Origin of the sequence: uncultured Roseovarius sp. (assembly GCF_947489715.1) — a bacterium.
Lineage (GTDB): Bacteria > Pseudomonadota > Alphaproteobacteria > Rhodobacterales > Rhodobacteraceae > Roseovarius.
On record NZ_CANLER010000002.1, the window covers coordinates 108,843 to 134,400 of the forward strand.

Annotated in this window: 28 protein-coding genes and 1 riboswitch; of the genes, 14 read left to right on the plus strand and 14 right to left on the minus strand. The window is 53.8% G+C overall.

The annotated features are described in order from the left end of the window. Positions 1 to 200 precede the first annotated feature (200 nt). Positions 201 to 923, plus strand: a complete 723-nt coding sequence (locus Q1B27_RS06175; RefSeq protein WP_299845256.1) for a hypothetical protein — start codon at positions 201 to 203, stop codon at positions 921 to 923. On the opposite strand, the gene Q1B27_RS06180 is transcribed toward Q1B27_RS06175, so the two are convergent. From Q1B27_RS06180 to Q1B27_RS06195, 4 genes are read right to left on the minus strand one after another with little or no spacing between them, the layout of a single operon-like run. Then, positions 896 to 1,612 (minus strand): hypothetical protein, encoded by a 717-nt coding sequence (locus Q1B27_RS06180; protein WP_299845259.1) that lies wholly within the window; start codon positions 1,610 to 1,612, stop codon positions 896 to 898. The genes Q1B27_RS06175 and Q1B27_RS06180 overlap by 28 nt on opposite strands. Then, positions 1,587 to 2,087 carry a TIR domain-containing protein gene (locus Q1B27_RS06185; protein WP_299845262.1) on the minus strand — a complete coding sequence of 167 codons (501 nt, stop codon included), beginning with the start codon at positions 2,085 to 2,087 and terminating at the stop codon, positions 1,587 to 1,589. Before Q1B27_RS06185 ends, Q1B27_RS06180 begins: the two co-directional genes overlap by 26 nt. Before the next feature lie 12 nt (positions 2,088 to 2,099). Further along, the gene (locus tag Q1B27_RS06190; protein ID WP_299845265.1) at positions 2,100 to 3,548 is read right to left on the minus strand and encodes an SIR2 family protein; all 1,449 of its coding nucleotides are present in this window, start codon (positions 3,546 to 3,548) and stop codon (positions 2,100 to 2,102) included. Between the two features lie 15 nt (positions 3,549 to 3,563). After that, positions 3,564 to 3,935 (minus strand): TIR domain-containing protein, encoded by a 372-nt coding sequence (locus tag Q1B27_RS06195; protein WP_299845268.1) that lies wholly within the window; start codon positions 3,933 to 3,935, stop codon positions 3,564 to 3,566. A gap of 888 nt (positions 3,936 to 4,823) precedes the next feature. On the opposite strand from Q1B27_RS06195, the gene Q1B27_RS06200 reads away from it, so the two are divergent. Then, positions 4,824 to 5,330, plus strand: a complete 507-nt coding sequence (locus Q1B27_RS06200) for an antirestriction protein ArdA (protein WP_299845271.1) — start codon at positions 4,824 to 4,826, stop codon at positions 5,328 to 5,330. Between the two features lie 30 nt (positions 5,331 to 5,360). Here the strand turns inward: Q1B27_RS06200 and Q1B27_RS06205 are convergent, their stop codons facing one another. Then, complete coding sequence (locus tag Q1B27_RS06205) at positions 5,361 to 6,179, minus strand: hypothetical protein (protein ID WP_299845274.1); 819 nt, start codon at positions 6,177 to 6,179, stop codon at positions 5,361 to 5,363. A gap of 210 nt (positions 6,180 to 6,389) precedes the next feature. On the opposite strand from Q1B27_RS06205, the gene Q1B27_RS06210 reads away from it, so the two are divergent. Both Q1B27_RS06210 and Q1B27_RS06215 read left to right on the plus strand, forming a co-directional pair. Then, positions 6,390 to 7,061 (plus strand): recombinase family protein, encoded by a 672-nt coding sequence (locus Q1B27_RS06210; RefSeq protein WP_299845277.1) that lies wholly within the window; start codon positions 6,390 to 6,392, stop codon positions 7,059 to 7,061. A 123-nt stretch (positions 7,062 to 7,184) separates the two neighbouring features. Next, on the plus strand, positions 7,185 to 7,403 hold the full coding sequence (locus Q1B27_RS06215) for a hypothetical protein (RefSeq protein WP_299845280.1): 219 nt from the start codon (positions 7,185 to 7,187) through the stop codon (positions 7,401 to 7,403). Between the two features lie 11 nt (positions 7,404 to 7,414). On the opposite strand, the gene Q1B27_RS06220 is transcribed toward Q1B27_RS06215, so the two are convergent. The 6 genes from Q1B27_RS06220 to Q1B27_RS06245 form a co-directional block, all read right to left on the minus strand. Further along, positions 7,415 to 7,996: a hypothetical protein gene (locus Q1B27_RS06220; protein ID WP_299845283.1), complete on the minus strand. Its 582-nt coding sequence runs from the start codon at positions 7,994 to 7,996 to the stop codon at positions 7,415 to 7,417. Further along, a complete protein-coding gene (locus Q1B27_RS06225) occupies positions 7,989 to 9,926 on the minus strand; it encodes a type IV secretory system conjugative DNA transfer family protein (protein ID WP_299845286.1) in 1,938 nt (645 codons plus the stop codon). The genes Q1B27_RS06220 and Q1B27_RS06225 overlap by 8 nt, the downstream gene beginning before the upstream one ends. Positions 9,927 to 9,990: 64 nt before the next feature. Next, a complete protein-coding gene (locus Q1B27_RS06230; protein ID WP_299845289.1) occupies positions 9,991 to 10,158 on the minus strand; it encodes a hypothetical protein in 168 nt (55 codons plus the stop codon). Positions 10,159 to 10,242: 84 nt separating this feature from the next. After that, the gene (locus Q1B27_RS06235; RefSeq protein WP_299845292.1) at positions 10,243 to 11,301 is read right to left on the minus strand and encodes a hypothetical protein; all 1,059 of its coding nucleotides are present in this window, start codon (positions 11,299 to 11,301) and stop codon (positions 10,243 to 10,245) included. Positions 11,302 to 11,412: 111 nt separating this feature from the next. Continuing rightward, positions 11,413 to 12,678 carry a relaxase/mobilization nuclease domain-containing protein gene (locus Q1B27_RS06240; RefSeq protein ID WP_299845295.1) on the minus strand — a complete coding sequence of 422 codons (1,266 nt, stop codon included), beginning with the start codon at positions 12,676 to 12,678 and terminating at the stop codon, positions 11,413 to 11,415. Then, positions 12,675 to 13,031: a hypothetical protein gene (locus tag Q1B27_RS06245; protein WP_299845298.1), complete on the minus strand. Its 357-nt coding sequence runs from the start codon at positions 13,029 to 13,031 to the stop codon at positions 12,675 to 12,677. Before Q1B27_RS06245 ends, Q1B27_RS06240 begins: the two co-directional genes overlap by 4 nt. A gap of 321 nt (positions 13,032 to 13,352) precedes the next feature. Here Q1B27_RS06245 and Q1B27_RS06250 point away from each other — a divergent pair, with 321 nt between their 5' ends. Genes Q1B27_RS06250 through Q1B27_RS06275 form a run of 6 tightly spaced genes read left to right on the plus strand, consistent with a single transcriptional unit; the run spans position 13,353 to position 19,897 of the window. Continuing rightward, a complete protein-coding gene (locus Q1B27_RS06250; RefSeq protein ID WP_299845301.1) occupies positions 13,353 to 14,399 on the plus strand; it encodes a rod shape-determining protein in 1,047 nt (348 codons plus the stop codon). A gap of 31 nt (positions 14,400 to 14,430) precedes the next feature. Next, positions 14,431 to 15,357 (plus strand): rod shape-determining protein MreC, encoded by a 927-nt coding sequence (mreC, locus tag Q1B27_RS06255; RefSeq protein WP_299845304.1) that lies wholly within the window; start codon positions 14,431 to 14,433, stop codon positions 15,355 to 15,357. Then, the gene (locus tag Q1B27_RS06260) at positions 15,350 to 15,883 is read left to right on the plus strand and encodes a rod shape-determining protein MreD (protein ID WP_299845307.1); all 534 of its coding nucleotides are present in this window, start codon (positions 15,350 to 15,352) and stop codon (positions 15,881 to 15,883) included. Before mreC ends, Q1B27_RS06260 begins: the two co-directional genes overlap by 8 nt. Next, complete coding sequence (gene mrdA / locus Q1B27_RS06265) at positions 15,880 to 17,823, plus strand: penicillin-binding protein 2 (RefSeq protein ID WP_299845310.1); 1,944 nt, start codon at positions 15,880 to 15,882, stop codon at positions 17,821 to 17,823. The genes Q1B27_RS06260 and mrdA overlap by 4 nt, the downstream gene beginning before the upstream one ends. Beyond that, complete coding sequence (gene rodA, locus Q1B27_RS06270) at positions 17,820 to 18,959, plus strand: rod shape-determining protein RodA (protein ID WP_299845313.1); 1,140 nt, start codon at positions 17,820 to 17,822, stop codon at positions 18,957 to 18,959. Before mrdA ends, rodA begins: the two co-directional genes overlap by 4 nt. Positions 18,960 to 18,964: 5 nt before the next feature. Beyond that, positions 18,965 to 19,897, plus strand: a complete 933-nt coding sequence (locus Q1B27_RS06275) for a glyoxylate/hydroxypyruvate reductase A (protein ID WP_299845316.1) — start codon at positions 18,965 to 18,967, stop codon at positions 19,895 to 19,897. Here the strand turns inward: Q1B27_RS06275 and Q1B27_RS06280 are convergent, their stop codons facing one another. Further along, the gene (locus Q1B27_RS06280; protein WP_299845319.1) at positions 19,898 to 20,674 is read right to left on the minus strand and encodes an SseB family protein; all 777 of its coding nucleotides are present in this window, start codon (positions 20,672 to 20,674) and stop codon (positions 19,898 to 19,900) included. It abuts the gene before it with no gap. Then, complete coding sequence (locus Q1B27_RS06285; RefSeq protein WP_299845322.1) at positions 20,667 to 21,254, minus strand: uracil-DNA glycosylase family protein; 588 nt, start codon at positions 21,252 to 21,254, stop codon at positions 20,667 to 20,669. Before Q1B27_RS06285 ends, Q1B27_RS06280 begins: the two co-directional genes overlap by 8 nt. Positions 21,255 to 21,436: 182 nt before the next feature. Between Q1B27_RS06285 and Q1B27_RS06290 the strand changes: the two genes are divergently transcribed. The 4 genes from Q1B27_RS06290 (at position 21,437) to Q1B27_RS06305 (ending at position 24,839) form a co-directional block, all read left to right on the plus strand. Next, a complete protein-coding gene (locus tag Q1B27_RS06290; RefSeq protein ID WP_299845324.1) occupies positions 21,437 to 21,781 on the plus strand; it encodes a helix-turn-helix transcriptional regulator in 345 nt (114 codons plus the stop codon). Beyond that, positions 21,774 to 22,802, plus strand: a complete 1,029-nt coding sequence (locus tag Q1B27_RS06295; protein WP_299845327.1) for a permease — start codon at positions 21,774 to 21,776, stop codon at positions 22,800 to 22,802. Before Q1B27_RS06290 ends, Q1B27_RS06295 begins: the two co-directional genes overlap by 8 nt. Positions 22,803 to 22,916: 114 nt before the next feature. Continuing rightward, the gene (locus Q1B27_RS06300; protein ID WP_299845330.1) at positions 22,917 to 24,164 is read left to right on the plus strand and encodes a Na+/H+ antiporter NhaA; all 1,248 of its coding nucleotides are present in this window, start codon (positions 22,917 to 22,919) and stop codon (positions 24,162 to 24,164) included. A 119-nt stretch (positions 24,165 to 24,283) separates the two neighbouring features. Beyond that, positions 24,284 to 24,472, plus strand: a riboswitch (cobalamin riboswitch). Between the two features lie 103 nt (positions 24,473 to 24,575). Next, a complete protein-coding gene (locus Q1B27_RS06305) occupies positions 24,576 to 24,839 on the plus strand; it encodes a hypothetical protein (RefSeq protein ID WP_299845333.1) in 264 nt (87 codons plus the stop codon). A gap of 275 nt (positions 24,840 to 25,114) precedes the next feature. Here Q1B27_RS06305 and Q1B27_RS06310 read toward each other — a convergent pair whose 3' ends face one another. Further along, on the minus strand, positions 25,115 to 25,336 hold the full coding sequence (locus Q1B27_RS06310) for a DUF1127 domain-containing protein (RefSeq protein WP_299845336.1): 222 nt from the start codon (positions 25,334 to 25,336) through the stop codon (positions 25,115 to 25,117). Positions 25,337 to 25,558: the final 222 nt, after the last annotated feature.

Genomic DNA, 25,558 nt, shown 5'->3' on the forward strand with positions numbered 1-25,558 from the left:
TGCCTCTTGGCGTTTCTCTGGTTGGGAGTCTCCTTTGTTGCCTCTCACTATAAGAGAACATAAGTGGAACAATATAGGATATTATTCCCAAGACCCAAAGCATGAATTTTCTGACTTCGAGGTCTGGATATCCTAAAATACCGCTGTAATGGCCGTAGGTTGCGGGTAAAATCGGGTAGTTTTGAGGCAAGGATTTTGATGTGGATAACAATTGGAAGACAGCAACCAAAGCTGACCGTGCCGCCCTTTATCATGTTGCCCGTGCTGTCGCGGACACCACCAACCTAAGTGTGGAAGCCATTATGGAGCAAGCCTTTGGTCACAAACTGATGGTTGGCACCGACTATCTATCAAATTTCCGCAGCGGAGCCATCGGACGGCCCAAAGCCAAGCTGATTCACGCTTGGATCACAGAAAACCATCCCGAGACGGCGCATGCAGTTGATCCCAGATTATTTTCGAAACAGCGTACAAACGCATGGGATAGTTATGTCGAGGCGCACGGCATTCGTGGACAACTACAAATCAAACACTTTACCAAGGACGAATTGAACCTCATCAAAAAGGTTAAAGATCGTGATGCGCCAGATGCGGCACTCAAACTTGGGGAAGAGTTTTGCTTTTTCCTTCGGTCCGACGTCCACGCGCATGCTATCGGGTTTGAACGATACAAAGGGGAATGGCACGTGATGCCGTTAGGCCCGAATGGCTCGCATACCTTTCAGCTACAAAGTGACGAACCTCATTTCCCAATTGATGTGAATGGTGAAATTGAACGGCTTTCTGAAGAAAGCGATTTGGACATGCATCGCTTTGCCTTCGTTGTCTCGCAAGATGCAAGTGACTTACCCTGCACTCCCGATATCAAGGATATCGGCCAAGCTGCAAATCTGCACTATATAGACGTTTTATTCTCGGCCTGAAATTTATAGACCAATGGTAAAATCTGCTCATTGGCGTCCTTCAGCACCGCCCATTCCTTCGCGCCAACCGTTTGCAACTGGTCCCAGTGGCCAAGTTTTGCATGAGCGATATCCGCAAAAAAAACCTCTGGATCACCGAGATCATGGATGAGATTTGTGGCCTCGGCTGATTTTGCCATCTCAACCGCATCAAAATAGGCAGATAAAATCACCTCTTCTGCAAACTCCTGAATACGCTCAGCATTAGGCAGATCACCAGTATTTAGAGACGCGCCAACGGACCACATATCGCCCACATGCCCAAGTAGCTGAAATATTCGTGTCGCGGCCTTGGGATGGGTTTCGCTAGGATTGGGGTTGTCCGTATCAATCTTCTCAATCAACACCATCACAGAAGCGATACTGGCAATCGTGACACGCAATTCGGCCCAATCGACCTCATCCATGTTGCCTAGCATTTCTTCTAAGGCCTCATGATCGGCTTGAAGTTCCAGACATCGCTCCACCTTGTCCCAGAGTTCGCGCGGAAGGTCAGGTTCTTGAATCTGTGACTTGCCTGACTTCGAAACCAGATTGAACGTCGGAATGCCTTCGAGAATTGAAAAGTGGCCTAGCTCGATATGGGCGCGTTCATGAAGGGTGATCCAAATTTCGGAAATTTGATCAATCGTTGTTTTTCCGAATTTCAATAGCTTCTTCGATCCAGTCCTCAATGTGATCCTCAATGTAGCTGTATACACCTTTGCTGGTTGTGCGAGGTGGATCATAGGCTTTTGCAATCGTCGAAAGCCTTTTTCCTGTCGGGCCATGAGTTACATAATACAGAGGATTGGCTCCTTTGTTCGATTGCTCCCCTTTGCTATTCGTAATGTTGTGGATATAGATCACCACGACACCTTTATTGCTGTCCCAAGCCTCCTTTATTTCGTAGTTAATCCACTTGCGGTTGGCAGTACCTGATCCAGCCAAAATGATAGTGCAGGATCGACCTTTCATCTGATCCTTGATCCACTTTCTTATCTCAGCATCACCGCCATTTGTGACGGTTTCCCAATCATTGTCTGATGCAGGCTTGTTTCCCTCAACTGTTCCAATATTTCGTATTTTTGAGGCGCGCCAATTGTCGGGCTTATAGTGGAAGCTGTAGAAGCATTTTCTTGCCATTTTTATTAATCCTTATTTATTGATCTCTTTCAGAATGCGCATCACCGCACTCAGAATTTCACTGAAGGGCTTTGTGTCATCGCCTAGCGTGGCGAAGGAATCTGTGACGATTTGAGATGTCTGCCCATTGTGCGCCTCAAAACTATCATTGACCTCATCCCAAAGCTGTTTTGCCATGAAACCAGTTGCACCAATTGGCAGAAGGAACAGTCCCTTTTCTTTTGCGATCTCAAACTCTTCGCGCATACCGTTCGATAGCACAATATCTTCGCCATCCAGCTTGTTGCCGATAACAAAAATGGCGACTCCTGAAAAGGAGAGCATATCTTTTCTATAGTCCGTCCAAAGCTGTTGTAAGTTCGTATTTTTTGTTGCTTGTTGAGGAAACGGGCGAAGAATTAGTCGCTCACTTCGTATGGTCTCACCATAAGCCATATAAATTTGCTCAAGAGCACCAGTTATAACCGCGCTGCCGATGCCGAGACCAAACCCTGATACAACACGAAAACCCTCTTTAATTATAGCTTTACTAAGATCAGCAACGAACTGATGAGTCTCTTCCTCGGTTCTAGGATCGTAGCTATGAGCAGCACCTGATATGAAGACCGTGTCGCGTCTGTATTGTTTCTCCAAGCTTTCCAATATCTCTGTGATTTCGTGATATTCATCAATCATGAGCGACTGGATGCCATAACCAAGCAAATCCTGAACAAAGTACTCCTGCTTGCGCTTCCGATATTCAAAATCTGCCTGATCTTTACAGTCTTTCAATTGAACTGTTCTCAAGATGCAATGGTGCATTCGTTGGTTTTCATCGTAAGCGATGCGGACTCGGCTAAGTATGTAGTCGATATTTGGGTCAGAAAAACTAAAGCCAAGAAACAAAAATGTCTTTGAAGTGATGTCACCAGTTAATGCATTTATAAATGGCTGCTTTTCAACGTGATACTTTTCGTAATCCAGTCGAGTGAGAACCGCTTCATTCGGATGCTCAACGTCGCCGTGCATTTTGTAGACAATCGCATCACGCCTAGGTGTTGTTTTTAAATGATGCGCTTTCGTAAACTTTACGTCAGGTATTTTGCCCGCATTTTCCAGTGATTTTTCGATTAGCTTATCATAGTTGGTCGTCCAAAATGTTGTAATTGGAAGCCGCGCAAGAATCTGATGATTGGCAGTGGCTTCGGTCTTACCGCAGAAATTTGTGACCAGAAGCTGGTTCAATTTGCTCCTATTTTTGCCCTTTTTATTGTAGTGAAACTGCGCCAGAGAGACCAAATTAGCCTGCTCTTTTTCAATATCTAGCTCAAGTTCTTCAGCTATTGGTTCCAACAGCTCAGCCCAATTGACAAAACCTGCTGCTACGGACATACCAGCTCCGAGAAATACAGCGAGATTTTCTTCTTGTAGCTCTTCAGAAAGCGCGCGAACGAGTTGATCTTTTTGTGCCTGCGATGCCACTTATACTGCCCCTACTTATCTCAACAGCTTTTTCAAATTTTCCCAACTCCAACGATAGAGTTGGCCGGCGCCGGGGACCGCAGTGTAGTTGCCATCCTTGTACCCAATAACCTGTACTACTCGCTTTCCAGCAGCGCGCGCCATTTTGATTTCTTTCAACACGCCTTGCGCCCGATAAGTTTGAGGGCCGACCATCACAACTACTATGTCGGACCGCTTGATTGCTGAATTAGCCTTTGCTTCCCAATCTCTTTCAGGAGCAGCTTCTTTTAGCGAATTGTCGATCACCTCAAATGGCGAATCCTGCATCCGCGACTGTCCAATGATAAAATCTTTGAGCCTTTTGTCGTTATCAAAGTCAAAGCTCACAAATACTCGTTTCTTCATAATTTGAGTTTCCTATTCGTACTACGAGCGGTTCCAAGTTGTGCAATCCACAGACGTTTACACCACAGTCTCTCACCTACCCTTGATTGAGATCAAAACATCGCAACTGGTGTGATGCAACCAACATTCGCGACTTATTCACAGATCGAAAAACGATACATTGTGATCGTCACCTGACGCCTTTAACAGGGTTACTCTTGCAATAACTGAACCACTAGCGATTGTGGCGAGATGTGGGTCGTTGACCCGTTTGCGCTGCGATCCGTGCGGGCACCTTTCGGTATTGGTGAATACCGCGAGATGTGTGTCAGACGACACCTTGCGCTGCGATCCCTGCGGCCATCTCACGGCATTTACTGATGTCGCAAGATGTGTGTGGTAGTACCACACGATCTTGAAAAGGGGGACGCTGCGCTCCCCCGTTTTATCCCCCAAGCTGATGGTCATGAAGCGGCATTGAGCCTTTCCTGACCATGCAAACATATCATTGTTTGATCCCTCGTCAGGGAGATTTCACCTCTCCCCCACACCCCATAGATCAACCCTGCGCGGATTGAATGCCGTCAGCATTTCGACGCTGAACCTGAGCAAGGAGAATTCTTTCACCCTGCACCCATCGACTTGGGCGGCGTTCCTGCCCCCAAGACCCCTGACCATATTCATGGAGACCAAACGGTTCAGCCCGTTGGATCGCTGTCTTGGGACAACTGTCCCTAGCGCGGATCAAAGGGTGGGTCCTCGCCATGCTCGCTTCATGTGCATTGCAGCTGCGCGTGGCTCTGGTCCCGTGTGGCGGACACACGCCTTTGATCCTTGCACCCCCGTTCCTCGGCGGAGGCCAGACGGTTGCATGCGCAACACGTCAGAACAAGAAGAGGAACAAGCACCATGACAAAATTACAAGCACAACCTTACGATATTTCAGCCAGTGGGTTTTATTTTGACCGCTTGGAAGACTACCAAGCCAAGGTGGTGAAGGCTCGAAACGACTACGGTGACCCCATCGAGGAATTTGAAATCCAGTTTATTGATGGTGATCATATTGATTGTGATCTGGCCAAGGCGTGGAGGATCAATCAAGCCAATATCGGACGGTATTTCGAGGCGGTTGATGATTGGGACGATTACGGCAAACAGGTATTTATCATTGCCGTTGGAGAAGCAGGTTATAGGTTTGACCCTGAGACAGTCTCGCCCGCTGATTTTGACGTTAATATTTCTTATGTCAGTAGCATGAGGGAATTGGCCGAGCAGTTTGTTGAAGAAGGTTTGTTTGGAGATATTCCCGGTCACCTGAGCATTTACATCGACGTAGATGCCATCGCCCGCGATCTTGCCTTTGATTACACTGAAACTGAAATCGCAGGTCAGAAGGTGATTTATCGTGTGGGATGAGGAGCCGATGGCTCCTCATTGTTTTGCCGCTTAAAGCTTCGCATCCTCGCCGCTTGGCGTTTCGGTGGGTTTGATATCCATTTCCTGATCAATCAAGGCAGACTCGGCTACAAACCGAAAATCCCCGATATTGACCCTCAAGTAGGCAAGCAAACCATCAGCGGAGGACGCCTCGATTGTCATCGCAGCCATGCAATCCTCTGACATCGGAGGGTTGGGGTTGAGCGGAAAGTAGGCCTGTCCGTTTTGAACCCACTCAATGTTCTTGGGACATTGAGAATGCTCCAGTTGCCTTGTGATGTCATAGCCCTTGGCATTGGCCAAATCAGAAAATCCGTATGCTTGCCAAACATCCGTGTCTAGCAGTGGGGCAAGTTCTTCATCGCTTCCATAGAGAATAATCTCATCCTCATTGTAATAGTAAAATAAGGTGTGACCGCCCGCGCTGGACGGAAAGCCGTACTTGCTCAAAAGCTGTTGCCGTGTGTCTGCCGCCAACGGACGTTCACCCTGTGGAAAGCGAGCTTCCCGCCGCAGCGAATACAAACGATTACCTGAGTAGTGGCCTGTGAAGTAAAACCATACCTTTTCGTTACCTGCGATCAGGTTGATGCCGTAGATGAACTCTTGGCGAGATTGTGGATGATGGGATTTGGTGATGTGCGGGCGCGCATTGGGAAAATCGGCCTGAATGAGGTTTAAAACCTCCTCGGCACTCATACCAATTGAGAACCCGCGCGTGTCTTTATCAATGGTTGGTTCGGGCAAATCCTGAGCCAACGCCGAACTCGCCATTAGCGCCGCGCCACAAAGCGCGTTGCTCATTGTCTTCATGGTCTTGGAGATCATCGACATACATCCTCGTTATTGTGAACGACGACTTTCAGTCGGAATTTCGGGTGATGCCGAAAAAGGGGTCCCTTTAACTACCAATACCATATTCACCCCATCGGAATCCGTTTTGACTGTTTTCCACAGATTTTTGAACGGAGTCAGACCAACAGAAACAAGGATGCAAGCGGCTTTCAAAGGGACCCCTTTCGGCAAGGAGAAAATGCCATGAAATCCGCTTGTTCTATGAATATTGGCTGTCACACTGGGGAGGTGAAACAACGAAAAATCAAGAAATGTGAGTCCGTTCAATCAGATACCCGAAGAGGGCGAAAGATCGGCTATGTGCGTGTTTCTGATGCCGATCAATCGGAAGCGCTGCAAATTGATGCGCTCAAGGCTGCTGGATGCGTTAGGCTCTATACCGATCACGGCGTGTCGGGTGCAAAGACAGAACGGGCAGCCCTTGATCAAATGCTCAAAGAGTTGAAACAAGATGATACTTTAACGGTCTGGAAACTCGACAGGTTGGGTCGATCTACAATACATCTGTTGTCGATCTTGGAAGACCTACAAAGCCGAGGCATTCATTTCCACGCCATCACACAAGGTATCGACACATCAACAGCCGTAGGTAGGATGATCTTTGGTCAGTTGGCCGTATTTGCTGAATACGAGCGCAGTCTGATCAGCGAGCGCACCAAGGCGGGCATGAAGGCTGCCAAGAAACGCGGGGTGCATGTTGGGAGGCCTAAGATGTCGGCGACAATGGAACGCGCGCTCGATGAACTTACGCAAGTAGACATTGCATATTCCGTCTCAGAAGAAGAGCTGAATGACCGCATTGAACAAGCTGATATGATCCTTCCTGCTCAAACCACCAGTAAGACAAATCACTAACTAGTCGACCGTTCGATGTGGGTTGATAAAGAGCGGGACATCCTCGCCATCTTTATGTCTTGTCGCCTCATCGTGAACTAAGCACATTTCGAGATAAGTGCTAAGACTTAGGCGATTGCCTGAATGACCATGTCGCTCAATATCAAGGCTTTTGACCCACTTTCTCATATCCATGCCGACGCTGACGAGCCAATCGTAGTGCTGCCAATGCGTTGCTGGCAGCTTTACAATTTCGTCAACGCCCAACGCATTTTCCAACATGCGCCCGATCCACTGCTCCTCTGGAAGGAAGGTATTATTAATAATAGTCATCTAGATATTATGTCACAATTGCTGACGTAAAAACAGATATTTTAGATGTCGATATCATTCTCGTTTGACTGAGAAATTGGGTGCTCAATGTCTGCTTTTTCGATACCATTGTCTTGTTCCAACGCATCCATAACAACTTGCTTCTCCAAGAATGCCTCGGGTTTCTTAACCCATTTTCCTCGATCAAAATGAGCTAAAATTTCTTCTTTGCCGACCTCGCCTTCGGTCACCGTCAATCGAGTGATAAGTCCGCCATCAATCCCGCGTTCGCTCTTTTCTTCCTCTCTATACACAAGAACATTCAGCCCTTCGTTCTGATATTCTAAGTTGATGTCGTTACGGTCCAGATTGACTTCAATTCGCCTGTCAGGCGTTTCTTCTGATGTCACCGTGATGTTGACGTCGCGACGACCTTTCACCGCGACCGTGCCAGTTGGCGAGAATGACCTAACATTGTTAGATACAGAATTGGCAGGCTTGTGTCGCCGTTGGGTGCCATCTTGGTCCGCTACTGTTCGTTGGTCTTTTTGTTCAGACGCCGTTTTTCGAAACTCGATTTCTTCTGAGGCTTTAGCGCCGCGAAAATCAATTTTCTTTCTTGGTTCTTTGTCATCATCAGACATCCGAGGACTCCTTGTTCAAAATATCCTTGGCTGGTGATTGTTCAGCAGTGTCGATGGGCGGCGTATGCAGGTTTGTACCAAGCTGTTTCAGCTCGGCATTTTCAAACCAAGTGACCTTTTGGGCGCGCAGTGGATGCATATTGTCGATGAATGCAATTTGTGTGTCACCGCTCAAGCGCATCAGTTCATCTGGGTAGGCCAGCTTGCGGTTTGAGGCAGAGCGCGTGTCTGTTTCTGTTGATGAGCTTGATTGGCCCGACACAACATTGGCAAGGGCAGATGAAAAGTTCCATACGGTTGTATCACCGCACAGGCTGGAAAAATATTCGGCGGTCTGTTTGTCTGATGAGCCAAAATAATTGATCATGCCAGCATTGGCGACGAACGATTGCCACCCTTTATCGTAAATGCGTTCAAGCTGATTGAAATCTTGAATGATACACCAAAGCTGCAAGCCGAACCCCGCCATGAGACCATAAGCCTGTTCAATCATGCTCAGGCGGCCAAGGGCCGCAAACTCATCCAAGATGAAGAGAACGGGTTTCTCTGGCTTGGTTGCAATGTCTCGTGCATTTACTGTGACGGCTTGCTGAACAAGCAGGCGCAGCCACCGTCCAAATGTATTGAGGCGATCCGCTGGTAAAACCAGATAGATTGTCATCGGTTTCGTTTTCAAATCTTCGAATTTGAAGCTCGATGTCATCAGATTTTTTCGCAGACGCTCGCTGTCCAGAAAATGCGTTTGCGCTTGGGCAGACGCAATCACATTGGAGAGTAGTTTTTCATCTTTTTGAATACAGCGGTGACCAGTGCTGGAAATGATATGATGAGCAGATTTCGCCATTTTCTGGAAGGTTTCTTGCTGTTCAGGACCACTGCTAACCAAGATATCGCGCACACGGCCTAGATGGCGTTGACCATCCTCGTCTTTGGACGATGCGACGTAGAGCAGAAGCCCTTGTAGGAGCGCTTTGGCTTCTTCTTCCCAAAAGTTATCAGAGTGATTGCCCCCGACCACCAAGGCGTCGGCAAGGATCATAGAGTTTTCTGTGATATCAGGATCGCGCTTGTCCAGCCAATCCAGCGGATTAAATGCGGAAGCTTCAATTCCCTCAACATCAACAATTCCCCAAGGGTCAACGATATGAACTTCCTGCCCCATTTCTTGACGCCGTTTCGCAGTGATCAGGGCATTTTCCCCTTTGGGGTCAATCACCAGCATGGACCCTTCATAAGTCAGCAGGTTGGGAATGATCTGAGTTGTGCCTTTGCCTGAACGCGTTGGCGCAACCGTCAACAAATGACGATCTCCCTTATAGGAGATTTTCTCGGCCTGACCTTCTGGACGCTGATATTCCCCAAGACGAATGCCGCCTTCACCAAAGACATTATTTTCTGCTAGATCATCCCCATTTGCCCAACGGCTTGACCCGAAGGTGGTTGGCACTTCCTGCAATGCGCCCAGTATTCCATTGGTCCAGTAACCCAACGCAATGGAGAAACCGATGACAGCCACGACAAATGCTGAACTCCATCCAAGGGGGCCGTTGACGGCGACACCGACGAGGAAAAGTAAAAAAGCCCCAAGATATAATGCGACCTGCCGTATCTCCCGTGCAGCGGGAGAAAACAGCCAACCCAATCCAAAACCTAATCCGATTGAACCGATCATTATGATCAGGCGAACAACCTTTTCTATTGAACCGTCGCCTCTGCGGCCCGAACCACCAAATATAGATTGGGCTGCTGCTTCTGATGCGCATAGGCATACGATACCCACTGCCAGCCAGAGGACCGGCAGCAAAGATTTATGATTCATCGAATTCTCCTTGAATTGAAGGACTTTGGGGATTGGGGGGGTGACCAAGGTTGCCGTTTGGAACAGGACGAGCGCCATCGCGACCACCCCGACAGCCGTCAGGTGCAGCATGGATTTTACCACCAGTTTAAAGGGGGGGTAGACGGCCCCGCCAAAGCAGCGCCGTCAAAGACCGTTACGAGGTCTTTTTGTTCCAGGCACTCTCGTAAGCCTTCTTCTGCTCCGCGAGTTTTTGCAGGCGACCCTGCTCATGCTCGTGGCGCTGCTGGGGTGTTGCCCCGTAGGGGCACTGATTATCGTTGTAGCCGCCCTTCCAAGCGGGATCATTGGTTCTGTAAGTCATAGAGTTCTCCTGAGCAAAAGACGCTGCACAGCACAACGCCTATGCCCAGAAGGTGTGGCACAGATTCGCTAAATACGCAATATGTTAATTTAACTTATTGTCTTTTCTTGTGGCTCTTAGGCGGGACATGCTGTTACGTGAAGCTTCCCTCTGTTTCTCGACTTTTTTTGCAGGTGACTTGTTAAAGTCTTCTACAGAACGACCCTGAGATGAGGGTAGCAAAAATTCAAAATTATCTATTATCTTCCGCCGCTTATACAAAGCATCGTAAAGGCTTTTATCCCATGATTTGATGTGGCTTCTGGCGATCATGGCGGGGCGTTCAGGTGTTCCTGTGAGGCCTTCGTAGACACGCGCGAGGAAGGTTTCTGGTTTCTCGGACCTATCCTTGCGTTCTTTATAGAGTTCTGGCGCTTTGGTGGGGAGCGAGACTTCTGGCTCTGTGTTTTCTGCGGTCAGAGCCGCCACATTCGTCTTGAAGATTTCAAAGGCTTCTGGGTTGTGCTCGCCTACTGCACGAGCCTCGTTGAAGAGCTGGTGCATTCGTCTTTCAATGTCGTCTAGTCTAATCTCCGTGTGGTCCAAATAGTGTTCTTCGTAATTTTTTCTGTTTAATTTTATGCCCTTATAAGAATAACATAACCGAGTTTTGATTAGCAAGAATTTCCCCAAAGCGAGTCGCACAGGGCCAATCTGATGCTCAAAACCCTTGCCTGACTTAAAGCTCAGCGTTGCAAGTTGGCTATTCCGAATATTTTCCAGAACTGAAAGCTCTTCGTAGAGTTGGTAATTTTCGCTCTGATCAGTTGCATCAAGCAGCCGCTCAAGTGAGTATTTCTCGGCCACAATGAGATCACATGCGATTAGACGTTCAGCCGCTTCTTGAGTTTCTGCGTCTCGGTCGCGAAAGAAGTTCATTTCCGTGACCATAGTTTCGCGATCAGAGTCAAAGTGGGTGTTTTTTCCATCAGACTTAACGAGGCGAGAATAGATGCGCTTGAAATAGTTTGATCCAGCTTTCAGCCGGACAACTACACTCTCCTTTTGTCGAGGGACTGCGCCGTTTCGAAGCTCATTCAGGTCTATGTCTGCAACGGAGGCTTGGACCGCAGTTTTGAAGGATTCGATGCTTTGTGTTCCCATTCGGATCACCTGTTGATGTTGGTCAATACCTTGATACAACTTATTGACCCTTGGTTCCAGCGGTGGGTTTTGTAAGCGCGAATAGCTTCTTCAATGCGCTGCTATGCGCGACTAGAGTGCCAGATCAAGGCCCTTTTCATGTCTACGAGAATGCCGCCGTGAGGCAAGCTTCAAATTGAGCGATCGCCTTATGTTGGTAGCCAGAAACCGCCGTTCATCTGATTGCTTACGCTGAAGCTTTTGAAACTCGCGCTGCAACGTTCGGCGCTCTTTCATTTGTTCCTCAACCATGAAATCTCGCTGTCTCTGATCACGGCTGGCACAATGTCGGGCGTCATACTCGTTTTGGGATTGAATGGATTTGGCTTTACCTGTCAGGCGATCAAACAACCCACGCAAACCTTTATTGAGCCTGTCTGATCGTTGCTTGGTTTCTTTGATCCTGCGCTTTTCTTGCCCATCTTTCAGTTTTTGCCGTTCCACGCGGTGCGCCTGTTTAAGGGCGTGATGATCTTCGCGCAGCGGATTAAATTCACGGGACTGCCGATCTTTGATTTGCGCGATATATTCCCGCATTTGCCCCGTGACTCTGGATCGAATAGTAAAGCTCGTTTCGTCAACCGACGGCAGGTTCTCAGGTGAACCCAGTTTCGCCCTTACTTCTTTGACTTTGAGGCCGGTCCATTTGGCAATTGAGTGAACATTGCCCTCAACATCCAAGGCGACAAATCCACGTCGATCACCACGGGCTAGGAAATAGCCACGATCTTCCAAAGCATTCTTAAACCCAATCTGACTGTCACAGCGCTTCCAAGCTTGGCGGAATATCTGTTTGATCTCGTGTGGATCAAGGTTTTGACGTTTGGCCTGCTGCCATTCTTCCAGTGTGAAATTCAACGGTGATTTATTGCCGTAGGTGGCAAGCCCATCTGGAAGCACCCAACCATAATCCAGAAACAAGTCTCGTGACAAATCCCGCAATTTGTTCTTGAAATGCGGTAAGTTGATTGCCTTCATTTCGTCCGTGTCAATGCGAGACCACACCACATGGGCATGCCGCCTTCCTTCCTTTTCGTGCATCACAATGGCACGGGGCTGGCCTGACAGGCCAAGAACTTGTTCAGCGCGATCCGCTGCATCCACAAAATCCTTTTCCGTACCGATGTGATCAGCAGGGGGATTGAGGCTCAGTGAAAACATGAACTGGGTGCATTGGGTTGCTTTGGAAATGGCATAGGCTTCAGCCAAAGCTCCATGCAAATCATCAGCCATGAAACCGCTGACTTCTAAAACGGTGAGATGGTCATTGTCGCGCTCATTCGTCAAATGATCGGCCAATGCGCGCGCACCAGATCGTTGCGAGCCTTTGAGGATCATCCCTTTATTCCTAATGCCTGCATCAATGTAGCCCGCATCCATGCGACTTCGGCAATGGCAGCTTTCAGATCAGCTTCCAGTTCTTCGTCAACGATCAACGTGCCTTGATGCATGCCTTTGGCGATTTGATTGAGATTGTTTGCATGGCGTGTCTGCCCAAGACGCACCAACACTTCGGCCAAGAGCTGTTGCTCCGCAACAGGTGGTTTTTTCCGCCTACGGTATTTGGGAGCCTCGTCGGCAAAAACCACGGATTTGATATATGACCCCAACGGCATAAAACCCGCTTGGGATTCAAGCTGAGACCGTTCCTCTTGGGTCAGTCTTAATGAAAACGGTGCGGGACGGCTCATGGGCGCGGTCCTCGCAGCGCTGGTAACTTTGATTTCGCATTCGATGGGCCTTGATCGATGATACGCAATCTATGCGCCAGTTCAGGATCGGATTGCAGATACCGCTCCCATTCCTCAAGATTTTCCAGCAATTCATTGGGATCAAAGTGTTCTAGGTTTTCGTCCCCCAGTGCACCAGTACCCTGACATTCCGGCAACTACGTGCTGAGAGCATAAAAACAGGGACTTTCGCCTGTTCATGTTGGCATCTATAAGGTTTATCAACGCATCGTGTGCAATCACGGGCCTATTGAGCAATAACACCACAGGACGACGCGTATCATGTCGATTTTGCACAGAATTCCCGGTCTGTTTTCTCAGGACATGGCCATTGACCTGGGAACGGCCAACACATTGGTTTACGTCAAAGGGCGCGGCGTAATACTTTCCGAGCCATCTGTCGTGGCCTATCACGTCAAGGATGGCGTCAAGAAAGTGCTCGCTGTAGGCGAAGATGCCAAGCTGATGCTGGGCCGCACCCCCGGCAGTATCGAGGCGATCCGCCCGATGCGCGAAGGGGTGATCGCGGACTTCGACACCGCCGAGGCGATGATCAAGCATTTCATCCGCAAGGTGCACAAACGCTCTTCCTTCTCGAAGCCCAAGATCATTGTCTGCGTGCCGCATGGTGCGACGCCGGTTGAAAAGCGCGCGATCCGCCAATCGGTGCTAAGTGCCGGCGCACGCCGCGCTGGTCTGATCGCCGAACCTATCGCGGCGGCCATTGGTGCCGGTATGCCCATAACCGATCCCACCGGAAACATGGTTGTGGATATCGGTGGCGGTACGACCGAAGTGGCGGTTCTTTCGCTGGGCGATATCGTCTACGCCCGCTCGGTTCGTGTTGGTGGTGACCGCATGGATGAGGCGATCATCAACTATCTGCGTCGTCAGCAAAACCTTCTGGTGGGCGAATCCACAGCAGAACGTGTGAAAACCTCGATCGGTACTGCACGGATGCCGGATGACGGGCGTGGCAGCTCGATGCAAATTCGGGGCCGCGACCTGCTGAACGGCGTGCCCAAGGAAACCGAGATTAGTCAGGCCCAGGTGGCCGAGGCATTGGCCGAACCCGTGCAAGCCATCTGTGAGGCGGTGATGACCGCGCTCGAAGCCACCCCGCCCGATCTAGCAGCAGATATCGTTGACCGTGGCGTGATGCTGACCGGCGGCGGTGCGCTGCTGGGGGATCTGGATCTGGCGCTGCGCGAGCAGACTGGCCTTGCGGTTTCGATCGCTGATGACAGTCTGAATTGCGTGGCACTTGGCACCGGCAAGGCGCTTGAATTCGAAAAACAATTGCGTCACGCGATTGACTACGACAGCTGAGGCGACCACCTTTTAGATAAAAGGAGAGCCATTGGCAAAAGACCGAGGACAATCCGGCGAATTCACCGGCCCGCTAAAGCGCTTGCTTTTCGGGGTTTTGCTGTTGTTTCTGCTCGGCTTTTTCCTGCTTTGGCGCATTGACAGCCCTCGGGTTGAACGTTTCCGAGCACAAGTGGTCGACAGCGTCGTACCCAACTTTGAATGGGCGATGGCACCGGTGACCGGCACCGTCAATATCCTGCATGATTTTCAAAGCTACAGCCGCATCTACCAGCAAAACCAGGAACTGCGGCGCGAGTTGCAGCAGATGAAAGCCTGGAAAGAGGCGGCGCTGCAGCTGGAGCAGGAAAATGCGCGCCTCTTGGATTTGAACAACGTGCAGCTTGATCCTCGCCTCACCTTCGTGACCGGAGTTGTACTAGCCGATAGCGGATCACCCTTCCGTCAGTCGGTGCTGCTGAATGTTGGCGGGCGCGACGGCATTGTCGACGGTTGGGCGGCCATGGACGGGCTGGGCCTTGTGGGTCGCATTTCTGGCGTTGGCAACAATACCGCACGGGTGATCCTGCTGACCGACACCTCAAGCCGTGTGCCGGTCACCATCCAACCCTCGGGGCAACAGGCGCTTTTGATCGGTGACAACACTGCCGCCCCTCCGATTGATTTCATTGAGGACGCAGACCAGGTTCGTCCCGGAGACAGGGTCATGTCCTCGGGCGATGGTGGCGTTTTTCCAGCCGGGCTGCTTGTCGGCCAAGTCGCCGAAGATCCGGGTGGACGCATGCGGGTAAGACTGGCTGCCGATTATGAGCGATTGAAATTCCTGCGTGTTCTGCGGGATTATGGCAACGAAGCGATTTCCGATCCGGGCGGCCTGATTGCACCCAGGACACTGACTGATCCCTCCGAAACCCCCGAGACATCCGCCGACGCGGTATTGGAGGGTGAAAATGGCTAATGCCCGGCGCCCCTGGATCATGCGCAGCCTCTTTTTTCTTGTCTGCATGGTCTTGCTTTTCGTCCAGCTTTTGCCGCTCGATACAGTGCCCAAGGTCTGGGCCGCGCCAGAATTGATCGTGGCTGTCACCTTCGCCTGGGTCATCAGGCGACCCGAATTCGCACCCGCTGCCCTGATCGCGCTGATTTTCCTGTTGGCGGATTTGCTGGTGCAACGCCCGCCCGGCCTATGGGCCGCGCTGGTATTGTTAGGAAGTGAAACGCTCCGCAATCGCGCGCCTGGTCTGCGGGACCTGACTTTCCCGGTCGAATGGCTGACGGTTTGCACCACATTGGTGATCATGACGCTCGGATATCGCGTTATTCTGGGCCTGACGGTGGTCGATCAGGCCCCGCTTGGCCTCAGCCTGATCCAACTGGTCATGACCCTTGTCGCCTATCCGATTGTCGTTCTTGTCACGCAATCCGTCTTTGGCGTGCGCAAACGTGTGCCTGGCGATCGGAATGGACTGGGGCATCAGATATGAAACGCCCGACACGTGATAGCGCCGACAGCCTGCGTATGATCACCCGGCGCGGTTTGATTCTTGGCGGTGCACAGGCCGGGTTCATGGGATTGCTCGCGCTCAGGATGCGGTACATGCAGGTTGAACAGGCTGATCAATTCCGCCTGCTGGCCGAGGAAAATCGCATCAACATCCGCCTTATTCCGCCCGCGCGCGGGCGGATATTTGACCGCACAGGCGCGATTGTCGCCGAAAACGCGCCCAGCTACCGCATTACGATGGTGCGCGAAGATGCCGGGGATGTTGAAGATGTGATCGCCCGCTTGTCCAATCTGGTCGAGCTTGACCCCGATCTGCTTAAACGCGCGCGTCGCGAGTTGAAGGAATTGCGCGGCGATACCCAGGTCACCGTGGCCGACCGCGTCAGCTGGGAAGATATCAGCCGTGTGGCTGTGAACGCCCCTGCCCTGCCCGGCGTGACACCCGAGGTTGGCCTGTCACGCCATTATCCTGGTGGCGGCGATTACGGTCATATCGTGGGATACGTGGGCGCGGTCAGCGACCGCGACCTTGAACAGATCGATGCGCCTGATGCTCTGTTACTGATTCCGCGATTCCAGATCGGCAAAATCGGGCTGGAGGTCAAGAAAGAGGACACTTTGCGCGGCACGGCCGGCACCAAACGGGTCGAGGTTAATGCCGCCGGGCGCGTCATGCGCGAGCTGGACCGCAAGGAAGGCGAGGCTGGCAAAGACATCCAGATCACCATCGACAACAAGCTTCAGGCCTATGTCAACGACAGGCTGGATGGTGAAAGTGCGGCCACTGTCGTAATTGACTGCGAAACCGGTGATCTGCTGGCCTGTGCCTCATCGCCCAATTACGATCCCAACCTTTTTGTGCGTGGCATCTCAAGCGCCGATTACAAGGCACTTCTGGAAAACAAGTATCGGCCCTTGCCCAACAAGGCGGTGCAAGGGGTCTATCCGCCCGGATCAACGTTCAAGATGGTTACCGCCCTTGCCGCCCTCGAAGCAGGCGTCGCCGATCCGGGCGAGACGGTCTATTGCCCCGGTCACCTCAGGGTTGGCGGGCGGCGTTTTCACTGCTGGAAACGTGTCGGGCATGGCAATGTCGACCTGCACCGCTCGCTCCGCGAAAGCTGCGACGTGTATTACTATGAAATGGCACAGCGCGCGGGTATTGAACGGATCAGCGAGATGTCGCGAAAGCTGGGCCTTGGCATTGAACATGATCTGCCAATGACCAGCGTTTCCAAAGGCTTGGCACCGACCAAGGAATGGAAACTGGAAAGCAAAGGCAGTGAATGGCTGCGCGGTGACACGGTGAACGTGGCAATCGGTCAGGGCTATGTGCTGGCCTCGCCTTTGCAGCTTGCGGTAATGACGGCGCGACTTGCAACAGGCCGGATGATCAAGCCGCGATTGATCAAATCCATCAACGGCGTCGAAGAACCGGTTGAACCAGCCGAGAACTTGGGGATCAACGAGAACCTTCTGCGCCTGGTGCGCAAGGCAATGTATGCGGTGTCAAACAGCAGGCGCGGTACGGCCTATCGAAGCCGGATAATCGAAGATGCGTTCAAGATGGCGGGCAAGACCGGCACAAGCCAGGTGCGGAACATCACCAAGGCCGAACGGGCGCGCGGCGTAACCCGCAACCGCGATCTGCCCTGGGAACGCCGCGACCATGCACTATACGTGAACTTTGCCCCGTTCGACAAACCCAAGGTCGCCGTTTGCGTTGTGGTCGAACACGGCGGCGGCGGATCCACCGCAGCGGCACCGATAGCGCGTGACGTAACCTTGCAGGCGCTTTACGGCGGTGAACCCCCCTTGACAGCTTACCCGGAAAGAGACCGCGCCCGCATCAAGACCCAGCAGGAAAAACTCCGTCAGATCCGACCTGATCGTGAGAAAGACAAAAGCGACCGCGCATGAGCTATCTTGAATATACCGTCAAGACGACGCCCACAGGGCTTCGCAAAGTGCTTTACCTCAACTGGCCATTGATCATCCTGTTGATTGCGGTCGCATCAGCCGGGTTCCTGATGCTTTTTTCCGTTGCGGGCGGGTCGTTTACACCTTGGGCCGCACCACAGATGAAGCGGTTCGCACTTGGCCTTGTCGTGATGTTTTTCGTGGCAATGGTGCCGATCTGGTTTTGGCGAAACATGTCGGTTGTCGCCTATATTGTCGCGTTTCTATTGCTGATCGCGGTGGAGCTTGTGGGCATCGAAGGCAAGGGAGCTCAGCGCTGGATCAACCTTGGTTTCATGCGTTTGCAACCCTCGGAATTGATGAAAATCGCGCTGGTGATGGTGCTTGCGGCCTATTACGACTGGCTGCCGCTGAAGAAGACATCACGACCGTTTTGGGTATTCATACCGGTGGTGCTGATCCTGATCCCGGTGGCGCTAGTGCTCAAGCAACCCGATCTTGGCACGTCGATCCTGCTGATCACTGCAGGGGCACTGATCATGTTTCTGGCGGGGGTGCATTGGGGATATTTCGCGGTTGTAATCGCTGCGGTGGTTGGATTGGTCACTGCGGTTTTTCAAAGCAGGGGAACACCGTGGCAATTGCTGAAAGATTATCAGTTCCGACGAATTGACACGTTCCTTGATCCCTCCAGCGATCCGTTGGGGGCGGGCTATCACATCACGCAATCAAAAATCTCTTTGGGATCAGGAGGTTGGACGGGGCGTGGATTTATGCAGGGAACGCAATCCAGGCTCAACTTCCTGCCCGAAAAACACACCGATTTTATTTTTACGACCCTTGCCGAAGAATTTGGATTCGTTGGCGCTTTCTCACTCTTGTCGCTCTACGCGCTGATCATTTTCTTCTGCGTCATCGCAGCGCTGTCGAACCGGGACCGGTTTTCGTCTCTGCTAACCCTAGGAATCGCCTCGACTTTCTTCCTGTTCTTTGCGGTCAACATGTCGATGGTCATGGGATTGGCTCCGGTTGTGGGCGTGCCCTTGCCGCTGGTCAGCTACGGCGGGTCGGCGATGTTAATTCTGCTTCTGGGCTTTGGACTGATCCAAAGCGCGCATATCCATAAACCAAGGTGATCTGAATGCCCGTCAACGTGCTGTTCGCCGCCCTTGCGGAGCGGTGGGAAACCTACGAAACCCCTTTGAAATCAGCATTTTCCGCCGCCGGGATCGACGCAAATCTGAGCACCGATCTGCCTGCGGAAGAGGTTGATTACATCGTCTATGCCCCCAATAGCGATGTGCAGGATTTCACGAAATTCACCCGCGCCAAGGCAGTTCTTAACCTTTGGGCGGGGGTTGAGGACGTGGTGGGCAATGAAACGCTGCGCATTCCGCTAGCGCGGATGGTCGATCACGGGCTGACGCAGGGAATGATCGAATGGGTGACCGGTCACGTGCTGCGCCACCATTTAAACACCGACCTGCATGTTAACGGCCAGGACGGCGAATGGCGCAAGGAAATCCCGCCGCTGGCGGAGAATCGCGGCGTGACGATCCTGGGGCTGGGCGCGCTTGGGGCCGCCTGCGGCACCGCATTGGCGGGGCTTGGGTTCCGCGTCACCGGGTGGAGCCGGTCGCCAAAGGATGTGCCCGGCATCACCTGCCTGTCCGGAGATAGCGGGTTGGCCCAGGCGCTGAGTACTGCGGAAATTCTTGTGCTTTTACTTCCATTTACGCCGCAGACTGAGAATATCCTGAACGCCGGCACCTTGGCGCAGATGCCCAAAGGCGCAGTGATCATCAACCCCGGACGCGGGCCGTTGATTGATGACGACGCGCTACTGAACGCGTTGGATGCGGGCCAGATTGGTCATGCCACGCTGGATGTATTCCGCGTGGAGCCGCTGCCCCGCGATCATCCCTATTGGGCGCATCCAAAGGTTACCGTGACCCCGCATATCGCGTCGGAAACGCGGCTCGAGACGGCCGCACAGGTGATTGCCGAAAACATCCGCCGGGGCGAGGCGGGTGAGCCGTTCCTGCACCTGGTGGATCGCAGTCTGGGGTATTAACTACCTGAGAATAGGCGGCTTTTCCGGGTCTGATCCCGGGGCTGCCCGCGCCGTGACCTGCGGCTGGGGCAGATCGAATCGCAACCCGCATTTCGCCAGTTTTGCCGCCGCCGGATCCGTGGCATCGAAAAAACCGACATCAATTGTGCCGGCCTCAAGGCCTGAAAAAACAAGGGCCTGGGCCACGGTTTGCGTCAATGCGGCATGGGCATCGGGACGGGCGTTAACAAAGCCAAGCAGATGGCCGGCGCTGCCGTTGGCGTAATCGGCCCCCACCAGATAGGCGAGGTCCGCTAGTCCCTCGGCGGCCGCGAGGCGGGTGTCGAGCGCGCTCAGGAATGCCTCTGGTAACCCCTTGGGTGTGTTGAATTTTTCCACCTTCTGAGAGATTTCATCGGGGGTGGTTTCCATATCGGCCAGCCAGTCCACGGCCTCGGCAGGCAGCAGGATCGACGAGGGTGCGACATCGAGGTTGAATCCCACGCCCAGCCCCTGCTTGGCCAGAAGTTGAAACACCGTGCGGCCCGATAAGGCCGCATAGGGCGAGGTGATGCCGGTAAATTGCGTCAGTCGGTCCTCGCGGTCGAAGATCAGAACAAAGGATTCATCTGTTAAATCAAATACATGCGGGGAAATCTGATCACCATTGGGCTCTGATTCGAGCAGCAGAAACAGCTCGCTCACGACCAGCTTTTCATAGAAGTGCAGGCGGGCGGCGTCATCGTTAACGTCGGCCTGCATGGCGGCATGGGCGGCGTCCAGAATGGTCTCAGCCATGCATAAGCCTTTGAACCTGCGCGCGTAATTTCGGCAAAAGATTTTCCTCGAACCACGGGTTTTTCTTCAGCCAGCCTGTATTGCGCCACGAGGGATGAGGCAAGGGAAAGAGGCGAGGCGCGTGCGATTCCCATGCCCTGACCGTATCTGTCACGCCGGTTTTCACACCCATATGGTATTTATGGGCATAGCCACCCACAAGCACAGTAAGCTCAACCTTATCAAGGGTTTGCATGACCTGATCGTGCCATGTCGTGCCGCAAATCCTGGGCGGTGGCAGATCCGATCCCTTGGCGTCGTAGCCCGGAAAACAAAACGCCATCGGCACCACCGCCACACGCGATTTATCGTAGAAATCCGAAGGGCTTAACCCCAACCAGTCACGCAGGCGATCCCCCGAGGGGTCATCGAACGGCTTGCCCGATTTATGCACCCGCATGCCCGGCGCTTGCCCCGCGATCAACAGCCGCGCCGAGGGCTGGAACCAGACCACGGGTCGCGGTTCATGCGCCGTGTGGGTTTCGGCGAAGCGGTCAGCGCACAGGCGACAGCGGGAAATGTTAACGGCCAGATCGGTCATGCAAGAGGTGCAACTGTGTAAACTGTGTACGCGGATTGTGTACACTTTCGGGGTCGGGCGAAAGGTTCATCCTTCGGGTGCGAACGATCGGCGGGATCATCGGGTCGATCTGCAAGAGCATATTTCGATATTTTTCGAAATGAAGCTTGCGTGGTCGAATTCATTTCTATAATTCTAGAAATATGAAACAGACAGCGATTCCCGATCTTGATCTCGCCCTTGCGGCCTCGACCTTTGCGGCGCTTGGCAGCGAGCAGCGGCTGGCGGTGTTGCGCAGCCTTGTGCGCGCCGGACCCGAGGGGCTGAGCATCGGCGAGTTGGGCGAACGGACCGCCGTGACCGGATCGACCCTGACCCATCACATGAAAATCCTGGCACAGGCCGGGCTGGTCACCCAGGAACGGCGCGGGCGCAGCATCATCTGCGCGGCGGTCGCTTATGACGAATTGAAAAGCATCTCGGAATTCCTGTTGCGCGAATGTTGCGCCGACAGCGATCATCCGCATGAAGGACATGGCCATGACTGACACGACGGTACATTCGCAAGGGCCGAAATGGCGCATCGACAAGGCCTGGGGCGCGCTGATTATCATTTTAGCGCTGGTGGCCGTGTTCGACCGGGCGCAGCTGTGGCCAACGATCACCTTTGCCAGCGATGCGCTGTGGCACACCGCGCCGTTCATCACCTTCGCGGTGCTGGCGGTGGCCTATATGAAGGCCAGTGGAGCCGAAACCTTGCTGGCCAAAGCGTTCGAGGGGCGGCAGGCGCGGATGATCGTGCTGGCGGCCCTATTGGGGGGCTTGTCGCCCTTCTGTTCCTGCGAGGTGATCCCTTTCATCGCCGCGATGCTGGCGCTTGGCGCGCCCTTGGGGGCGGTGATGGCGTTCTGGCTGGCCTCGCCGCTGATGGACCCGGCGATGTTTCTGATCACCTCCGGCACGCTGGGCTGGGAATTTGCCTTGGCCAAGACGGTGGCGGCGGTCGGTATCGGCCTGATGGGCGGTTTCGCCACCATGATGGCCGCCAGAAGCCCGGTTTTCGCCGATCCTCTGCGTGAGCGGAAGCAAAGCTGTGGCAGTTGTTGCAGCAGCAACAAGCCGTTCGAAGGCACTCCCCTCTGGGCGTTCTGGCAGGAGGCACCGCGGCGCGAGGCCTTCCGCCGCACGGCGATGGACAATGCGCTGTTCTTGCTGAAATGGCTGGCGCTGGCCTATGTGATCGAGGCGCTGATGCTGGAATACATCCCGGCTGATCTGGTGGCGCAGGTGCTGGGTGGCGACGGTCTGATGCCGATCATTCTGGGGGCACTGGTGGGCGCACCTGCTTATCTGAATGGCTATGCGGCGGTGCCGCTGGTCGATGCGCTGCTGGCGCAGGGCATGGCGCAGGGCGCGGCGATGAGTTTCGTGATCGCGGGCGGCGTCAGCTGCATCCCGGCGGCCATCGCGGTCTGGGCCCTGGTCAAGCCACGGATTTTCGCCGCCTATATCGGCTATGCGATGCTGGGCGCGGTGCTGGCCGGTATGGCCTGGCAGGCCGTGGCCTGACCCGTAAAGGACGCGCAAGGGGTGCAACCAATGGCCGTGCGACGGACCTCTTGTTGCCCCATAACTTGAAATATCCTAATCCTGAAAGAAAACACCAAAAGCAGGGTGGGACATATGTATCGCGTCTGGAATTTCGTCGCCGAATATTCGCTCTTGCTGATTTTCGGGGCGATCATTGCCCTGATCTGGGCCAATATCGACGCGCATAGTTACCACACTTTCACCGAGTTCGTGATCTGGGATCATGCGCCCATCGGCCACCTGCATGACGGGCACCGCACGCTGACGCTGCACTATCTGGTCAATGACGTGCTGATGGCGCTGTTCTTTGCCATCGCCGCCAAGGAAGTGTGGGAGGCGGTGATCCTCAGGAACGGGTCGCTGCGCGGGAAAAAGGCCGCAACACCCTTGTTTGCAACGGCGGGCGGCATGTTCGGGCCCATTGCCATCTACCTTGGCCTGGCCCTTCTCATGGGATCGGATACCTATGATGCGGTTGCCAATGGCTGGGCCATTCCAACCGCGACCGATATTGCCTTCAGTTACCTTGTCGGGCGGATCGTCTTTGGCGCGGGGCACCCGGCGGTGCGGTTCCTGCTGCTTCTGGCAATTGCCGACGACGCGGCGGGGCTGATCATTCTGGCGATCTTCTACCCGTCAGGCGATCTGGCGCCGCAATGGCTGCTGTTTTCCTTTGGGGCGGCGGCTGCGGTGTTTGTGCTTTTCAACTGGTTCCCGCGCTATCTGGACCGGGGCAAACAGGACCGGCCCAATTCGACACGGATGCGCACCGGCCTTGGCGGCGCGCCCTATATCATTGCGGGTTGCGCCAGCTGGTACGGCTTCATGCAATCGGGCCTGCACCCAGCGCTTGGCCTGCTGCCGGTGGTGCCCACGATCCCGCATGCCGACCGTGCCTTTGGCATTTTCCACGAGGCCGAGAAATACCTTCAGGATCTGCTGAACGTGTTGGAACATGCGCTGAAACACCCGGTGGAAATCGTTCTGTTCCTGTTTGGCCTGATGAATGCGGGCGTCGAGATGTCGGCGATTGGCGATGCCACCTGGCTGGTACTGGCGGGGCTGATCGTGGGCAAACCGGTGGGCATCCTGCTGTTCGGCTGGCTGGCGGCCAAGCCGATGGGGCTGGGCATTCCGCAGGGCATGCGCATCGTCGACCTGGTGGTGATCGGCTTTGTCGCCGCCATCGGCTTTACGGTTTCGCTTTTTGTCGCCTCGGTCGCGTTTGAGACCGGGCCGGTGCAGGATGCGGCCAAGATGGGCGCGCTGTTCAGTTTTGCGGCGGCGATTCTGTCGATCATCGCGGGCAAGATGTTGAAGGTGGAAAAGAAAGACCTCTGAGGCAGCGGCGAGTCCCCTGGAAAAACCTGTCAAACATGGCGAATCGCCGGGGGGCTGATCGTGCCCGGACCCGTTTTGGCGAGCAGTGCAAATTTGTCTTGTGAGCGCATCCGATATCGGCCAATGTCGGGCTCTGAGGTGCCGCTTGTCAGAGCGGAGAATTGGGAAGCCGGTGCAATTCCGGCGCTGCCCCCGCAACGGTAAGGATGGGGGATGCTGCAAATACCACTGGGCCATGAGGGCCTGGGAAGGTGCCGCATCCGTACCCCCGCCAAGTCCGGAAACCAGCCTTGGACAAACGTCAAACCGCGGGGGGCGGTGGGGACGGTTGCCACGGCCAAGAACGCCCGCAATCCCCTTGATCCTCCTCCGCCCCATCCGGCCCGGGGTGTGGCCGGGGAGAAGAAGAAAATGACTGTCTCACATATTCTCAACGGGCTTGAGACGATGGATCTGACCGGGCCCGATGCGGCGCAGGCCGCGCGCATGGGATTTCTGGAATGGGCCTTTTGCGATCGCGAGGGCGGCACCCCGCAGGCCGCGCGTGCGGCCCTGGACTGCCCCGAGGCGCGCAATGCCAGCAGTGACGCGGCGCGTGCTTTCGTGGGTTATCTGCACGAAGCGACGCAGGTCTTTGTCCGGCCGACCCGCCGCCGGGCCCGTCTGCTTCACTAGGGTCCAAAACGAAAAAACGGCGGCACCTGAGGGGAGGAGAGGGTGCCGCCGTTCAGTCAACGTTTGACCGCAGGGAGGGCGCGGCCATTCGCAATCTTGGGTTGGGCCAGAGGCCCGAGGGTATTGTCAGTGGCGGCACCTAAGGGAGGAGAAGGTGCCGCCACCGATGTCAGATGCCCCCAGGGAGGAGGAGAAGGGACATCCGATAGCGATCGCGATGGCGGGGAAGCCGGACATGGCTTGCGACCCGGAATATCGCGATGATATTTGGTTGCTTACGCACCTGCGCCGTAAACAGCCTCGTAGGCCGCAGCATGGATCGAGGCACGGTTCAGGCCCAGATCGGTCAGTTCGCGGGTGTTCAGGTCAGACAGCTCGGCCACGGTGCGGCGATACGCGCGGTAATCCGCGATACGGGTCATCAGCGCATAGATCGACGCGCTCAGGTCAAGCGCCAGGCCGCTGGTTGCGGAACGGGTTTCAGTTGCAAATGCCATCTCTCGGCTCCTTGCGAATGGTTGGTGGCGCGGCGTCCAGATGTTTCTGCCGCGTGTTGTTGAGCTATAGATACGCCGATGCTGCACATGCACAACCCCCGACCCAAGCAATGCTGCTATGCAGCATTTGCATGGGTAAAGCTGACCTAACGTCATATTATTGCTCAATTTATTGGTTAACGCGCAGGGCCCACTTGCCCTTTGCATGAAAACAATGGCCTA

What these genes read in the sequence shown, in the direction of transcription:
- Q1B27_RS06185 (WP_299845262.1), bottom strand. Translation starts at nt 2,087, where the DNA reads ATGGCAAGAAAATGCTTCTACAGCTTCCACTATAAGCCCGACAATTGG.
- Q1B27_RS06195 (WP_299845268.1), bottom strand. Translation starts at nt 3,935, where the DNA reads ATGAAGAAACGAGTATTTGTGAGCTTTGACTTTGATAACGACAAAAGG.
- Q1B27_RS06200 (WP_299845271.1), top strand. Translation starts at nt 4,824, where the DNA reads ATGACAAAATTACAAGCACAACCTTACGATATTTCAGCCAGTGGGTTT.
- Q1B27_RS06205 (WP_299845274.1), bottom strand. Translation starts at nt 6,179, where the DNA reads ATGATCTCCAAGACCATGAAGACAATGAGCAACGCGCTTTGTGGCGCG.
- Q1B27_RS06210 (WP_299845277.1), top strand. Translation starts at nt 6,390, where the DNA reads ATGAAATCCGCTTGTTCTATGAATATTGGCTGTCACACTGGGGAGGTG.
- Q1B27_RS06215 (WP_299845280.1), top strand. Translation starts at nt 7,185, where the DNA reads ATGACCATGTCGCTCAATATCAAGGCTTTTGACCCACTTTCTCATATC.
- Q1B27_RS06220 (WP_299845283.1), bottom strand. Translation starts at nt 7,996, where the DNA reads ATGTCTGATGATGACAAAGAACCAAGAAAGAAAATTGATTTTCGCGGC.
- Q1B27_RS06225 (WP_299845286.1), bottom strand. Translation starts at nt 9,926, where the DNA reads ATGCTGCACCTGACGGCTGTCGGGGTGGTCGCGATGGCGCTCGTCCTG.
- Q1B27_RS06230 (WP_299845289.1), bottom strand. Translation starts at nt 10,158, where the DNA reads ATGACTTACAGAACCAATGATCCCGCTTGGAAGGGCGGCTACAACGAT.
- Q1B27_RS06235 (WP_299845292.1), bottom strand. Translation starts at nt 11,301, where the DNA reads ATGGGAACACAAAGCATCGAATCCTTCAAAACTGCGGTCCAAGCCTCC.
- Q1B27_RS06240 (WP_299845295.1), bottom strand. Translation starts at nt 12,678, where the DNA reads ATGATCCTCAAAGGCTCGCAACGATCTGGTGCGCGCGCATTGGCCGAT.
- Q1B27_RS06245 (WP_299845298.1), bottom strand. Translation starts at nt 13,031, where the DNA reads ATGAGCCGTCCCGCACCGTTTTCATTAAGACTGACCCAAGAGGAACGG.
- Q1B27_RS06250 (WP_299845301.1), top strand. Translation starts at nt 13,353, where the DNA reads ATGTCGATTTTGCACAGAATTCCCGGTCTGTTTTCTCAGGACATGGCC.
- Q1B27_RS06260 (WP_299845307.1), top strand. Translation starts at nt 15,350, where the DNA reads ATGGCTAATGCCCGGCGCCCCTGGATCATGCGCAGCCTCTTTTTTCTT.
- mrdA (WP_299845310.1), top strand. Translation starts at nt 15,880, where the DNA reads ATGAAACGCCCGACACGTGATAGCGCCGACAGCCTGCGTATGATCACC.
- rodA (WP_299845313.1), top strand. Translation starts at nt 17,820, where the DNA reads ATGAGCTATCTTGAATATACCGTCAAGACGACGCCCACAGGGCTTCGC.
- Q1B27_RS06275 (WP_299845316.1), top strand. Translation starts at nt 18,965, where the DNA reads ATGCCCGTCAACGTGCTGTTCGCCGCCCTTGCGGAGCGGTGGGAAACC.
- Q1B27_RS06280 (WP_299845319.1), bottom strand. Translation starts at nt 20,674, where the DNA reads ATGGCTGAGACCATTCTGGACGCCGCCCATGCCGCCATGCAGGCCGAC.
- Q1B27_RS06285 (WP_299845322.1), bottom strand. Translation starts at nt 21,254, where the DNA reads ATGACCGATCTGGCCGTTAACATTTCCCGCTGTCGCCTGTGCGCTGAC.
- Q1B27_RS06290 (WP_299845324.1), top strand. Translation starts at nt 21,437, where the DNA reads ATGAAACAGACAGCGATTCCCGATCTTGATCTCGCCCTTGCGGCCTCG.
- Q1B27_RS06295 (WP_299845327.1), top strand. Translation starts at nt 21,774, where the DNA reads ATGACTGACACGACGGTACATTCGCAAGGGCCGAAATGGCGCATCGAC.
- Q1B27_RS06300 (WP_299845330.1), top strand. Translation starts at nt 22,917, where the DNA reads ATGTATCGCGTCTGGAATTTCGTCGCCGAATATTCGCTCTTGCTGATT.
- Q1B27_RS06305 (WP_299845333.1), top strand. Translation starts at nt 24,576, where the DNA reads ATGACTGTCTCACATATTCTCAACGGGCTTGAGACGATGGATCTGACC.
- Q1B27_RS06310 (WP_299845336.1), bottom strand. Translation starts at nt 25,336, where the DNA reads ATGGCATTTGCAACTGAAACCCGTTCCGCAACCAGCGGCCTGGCGCTT.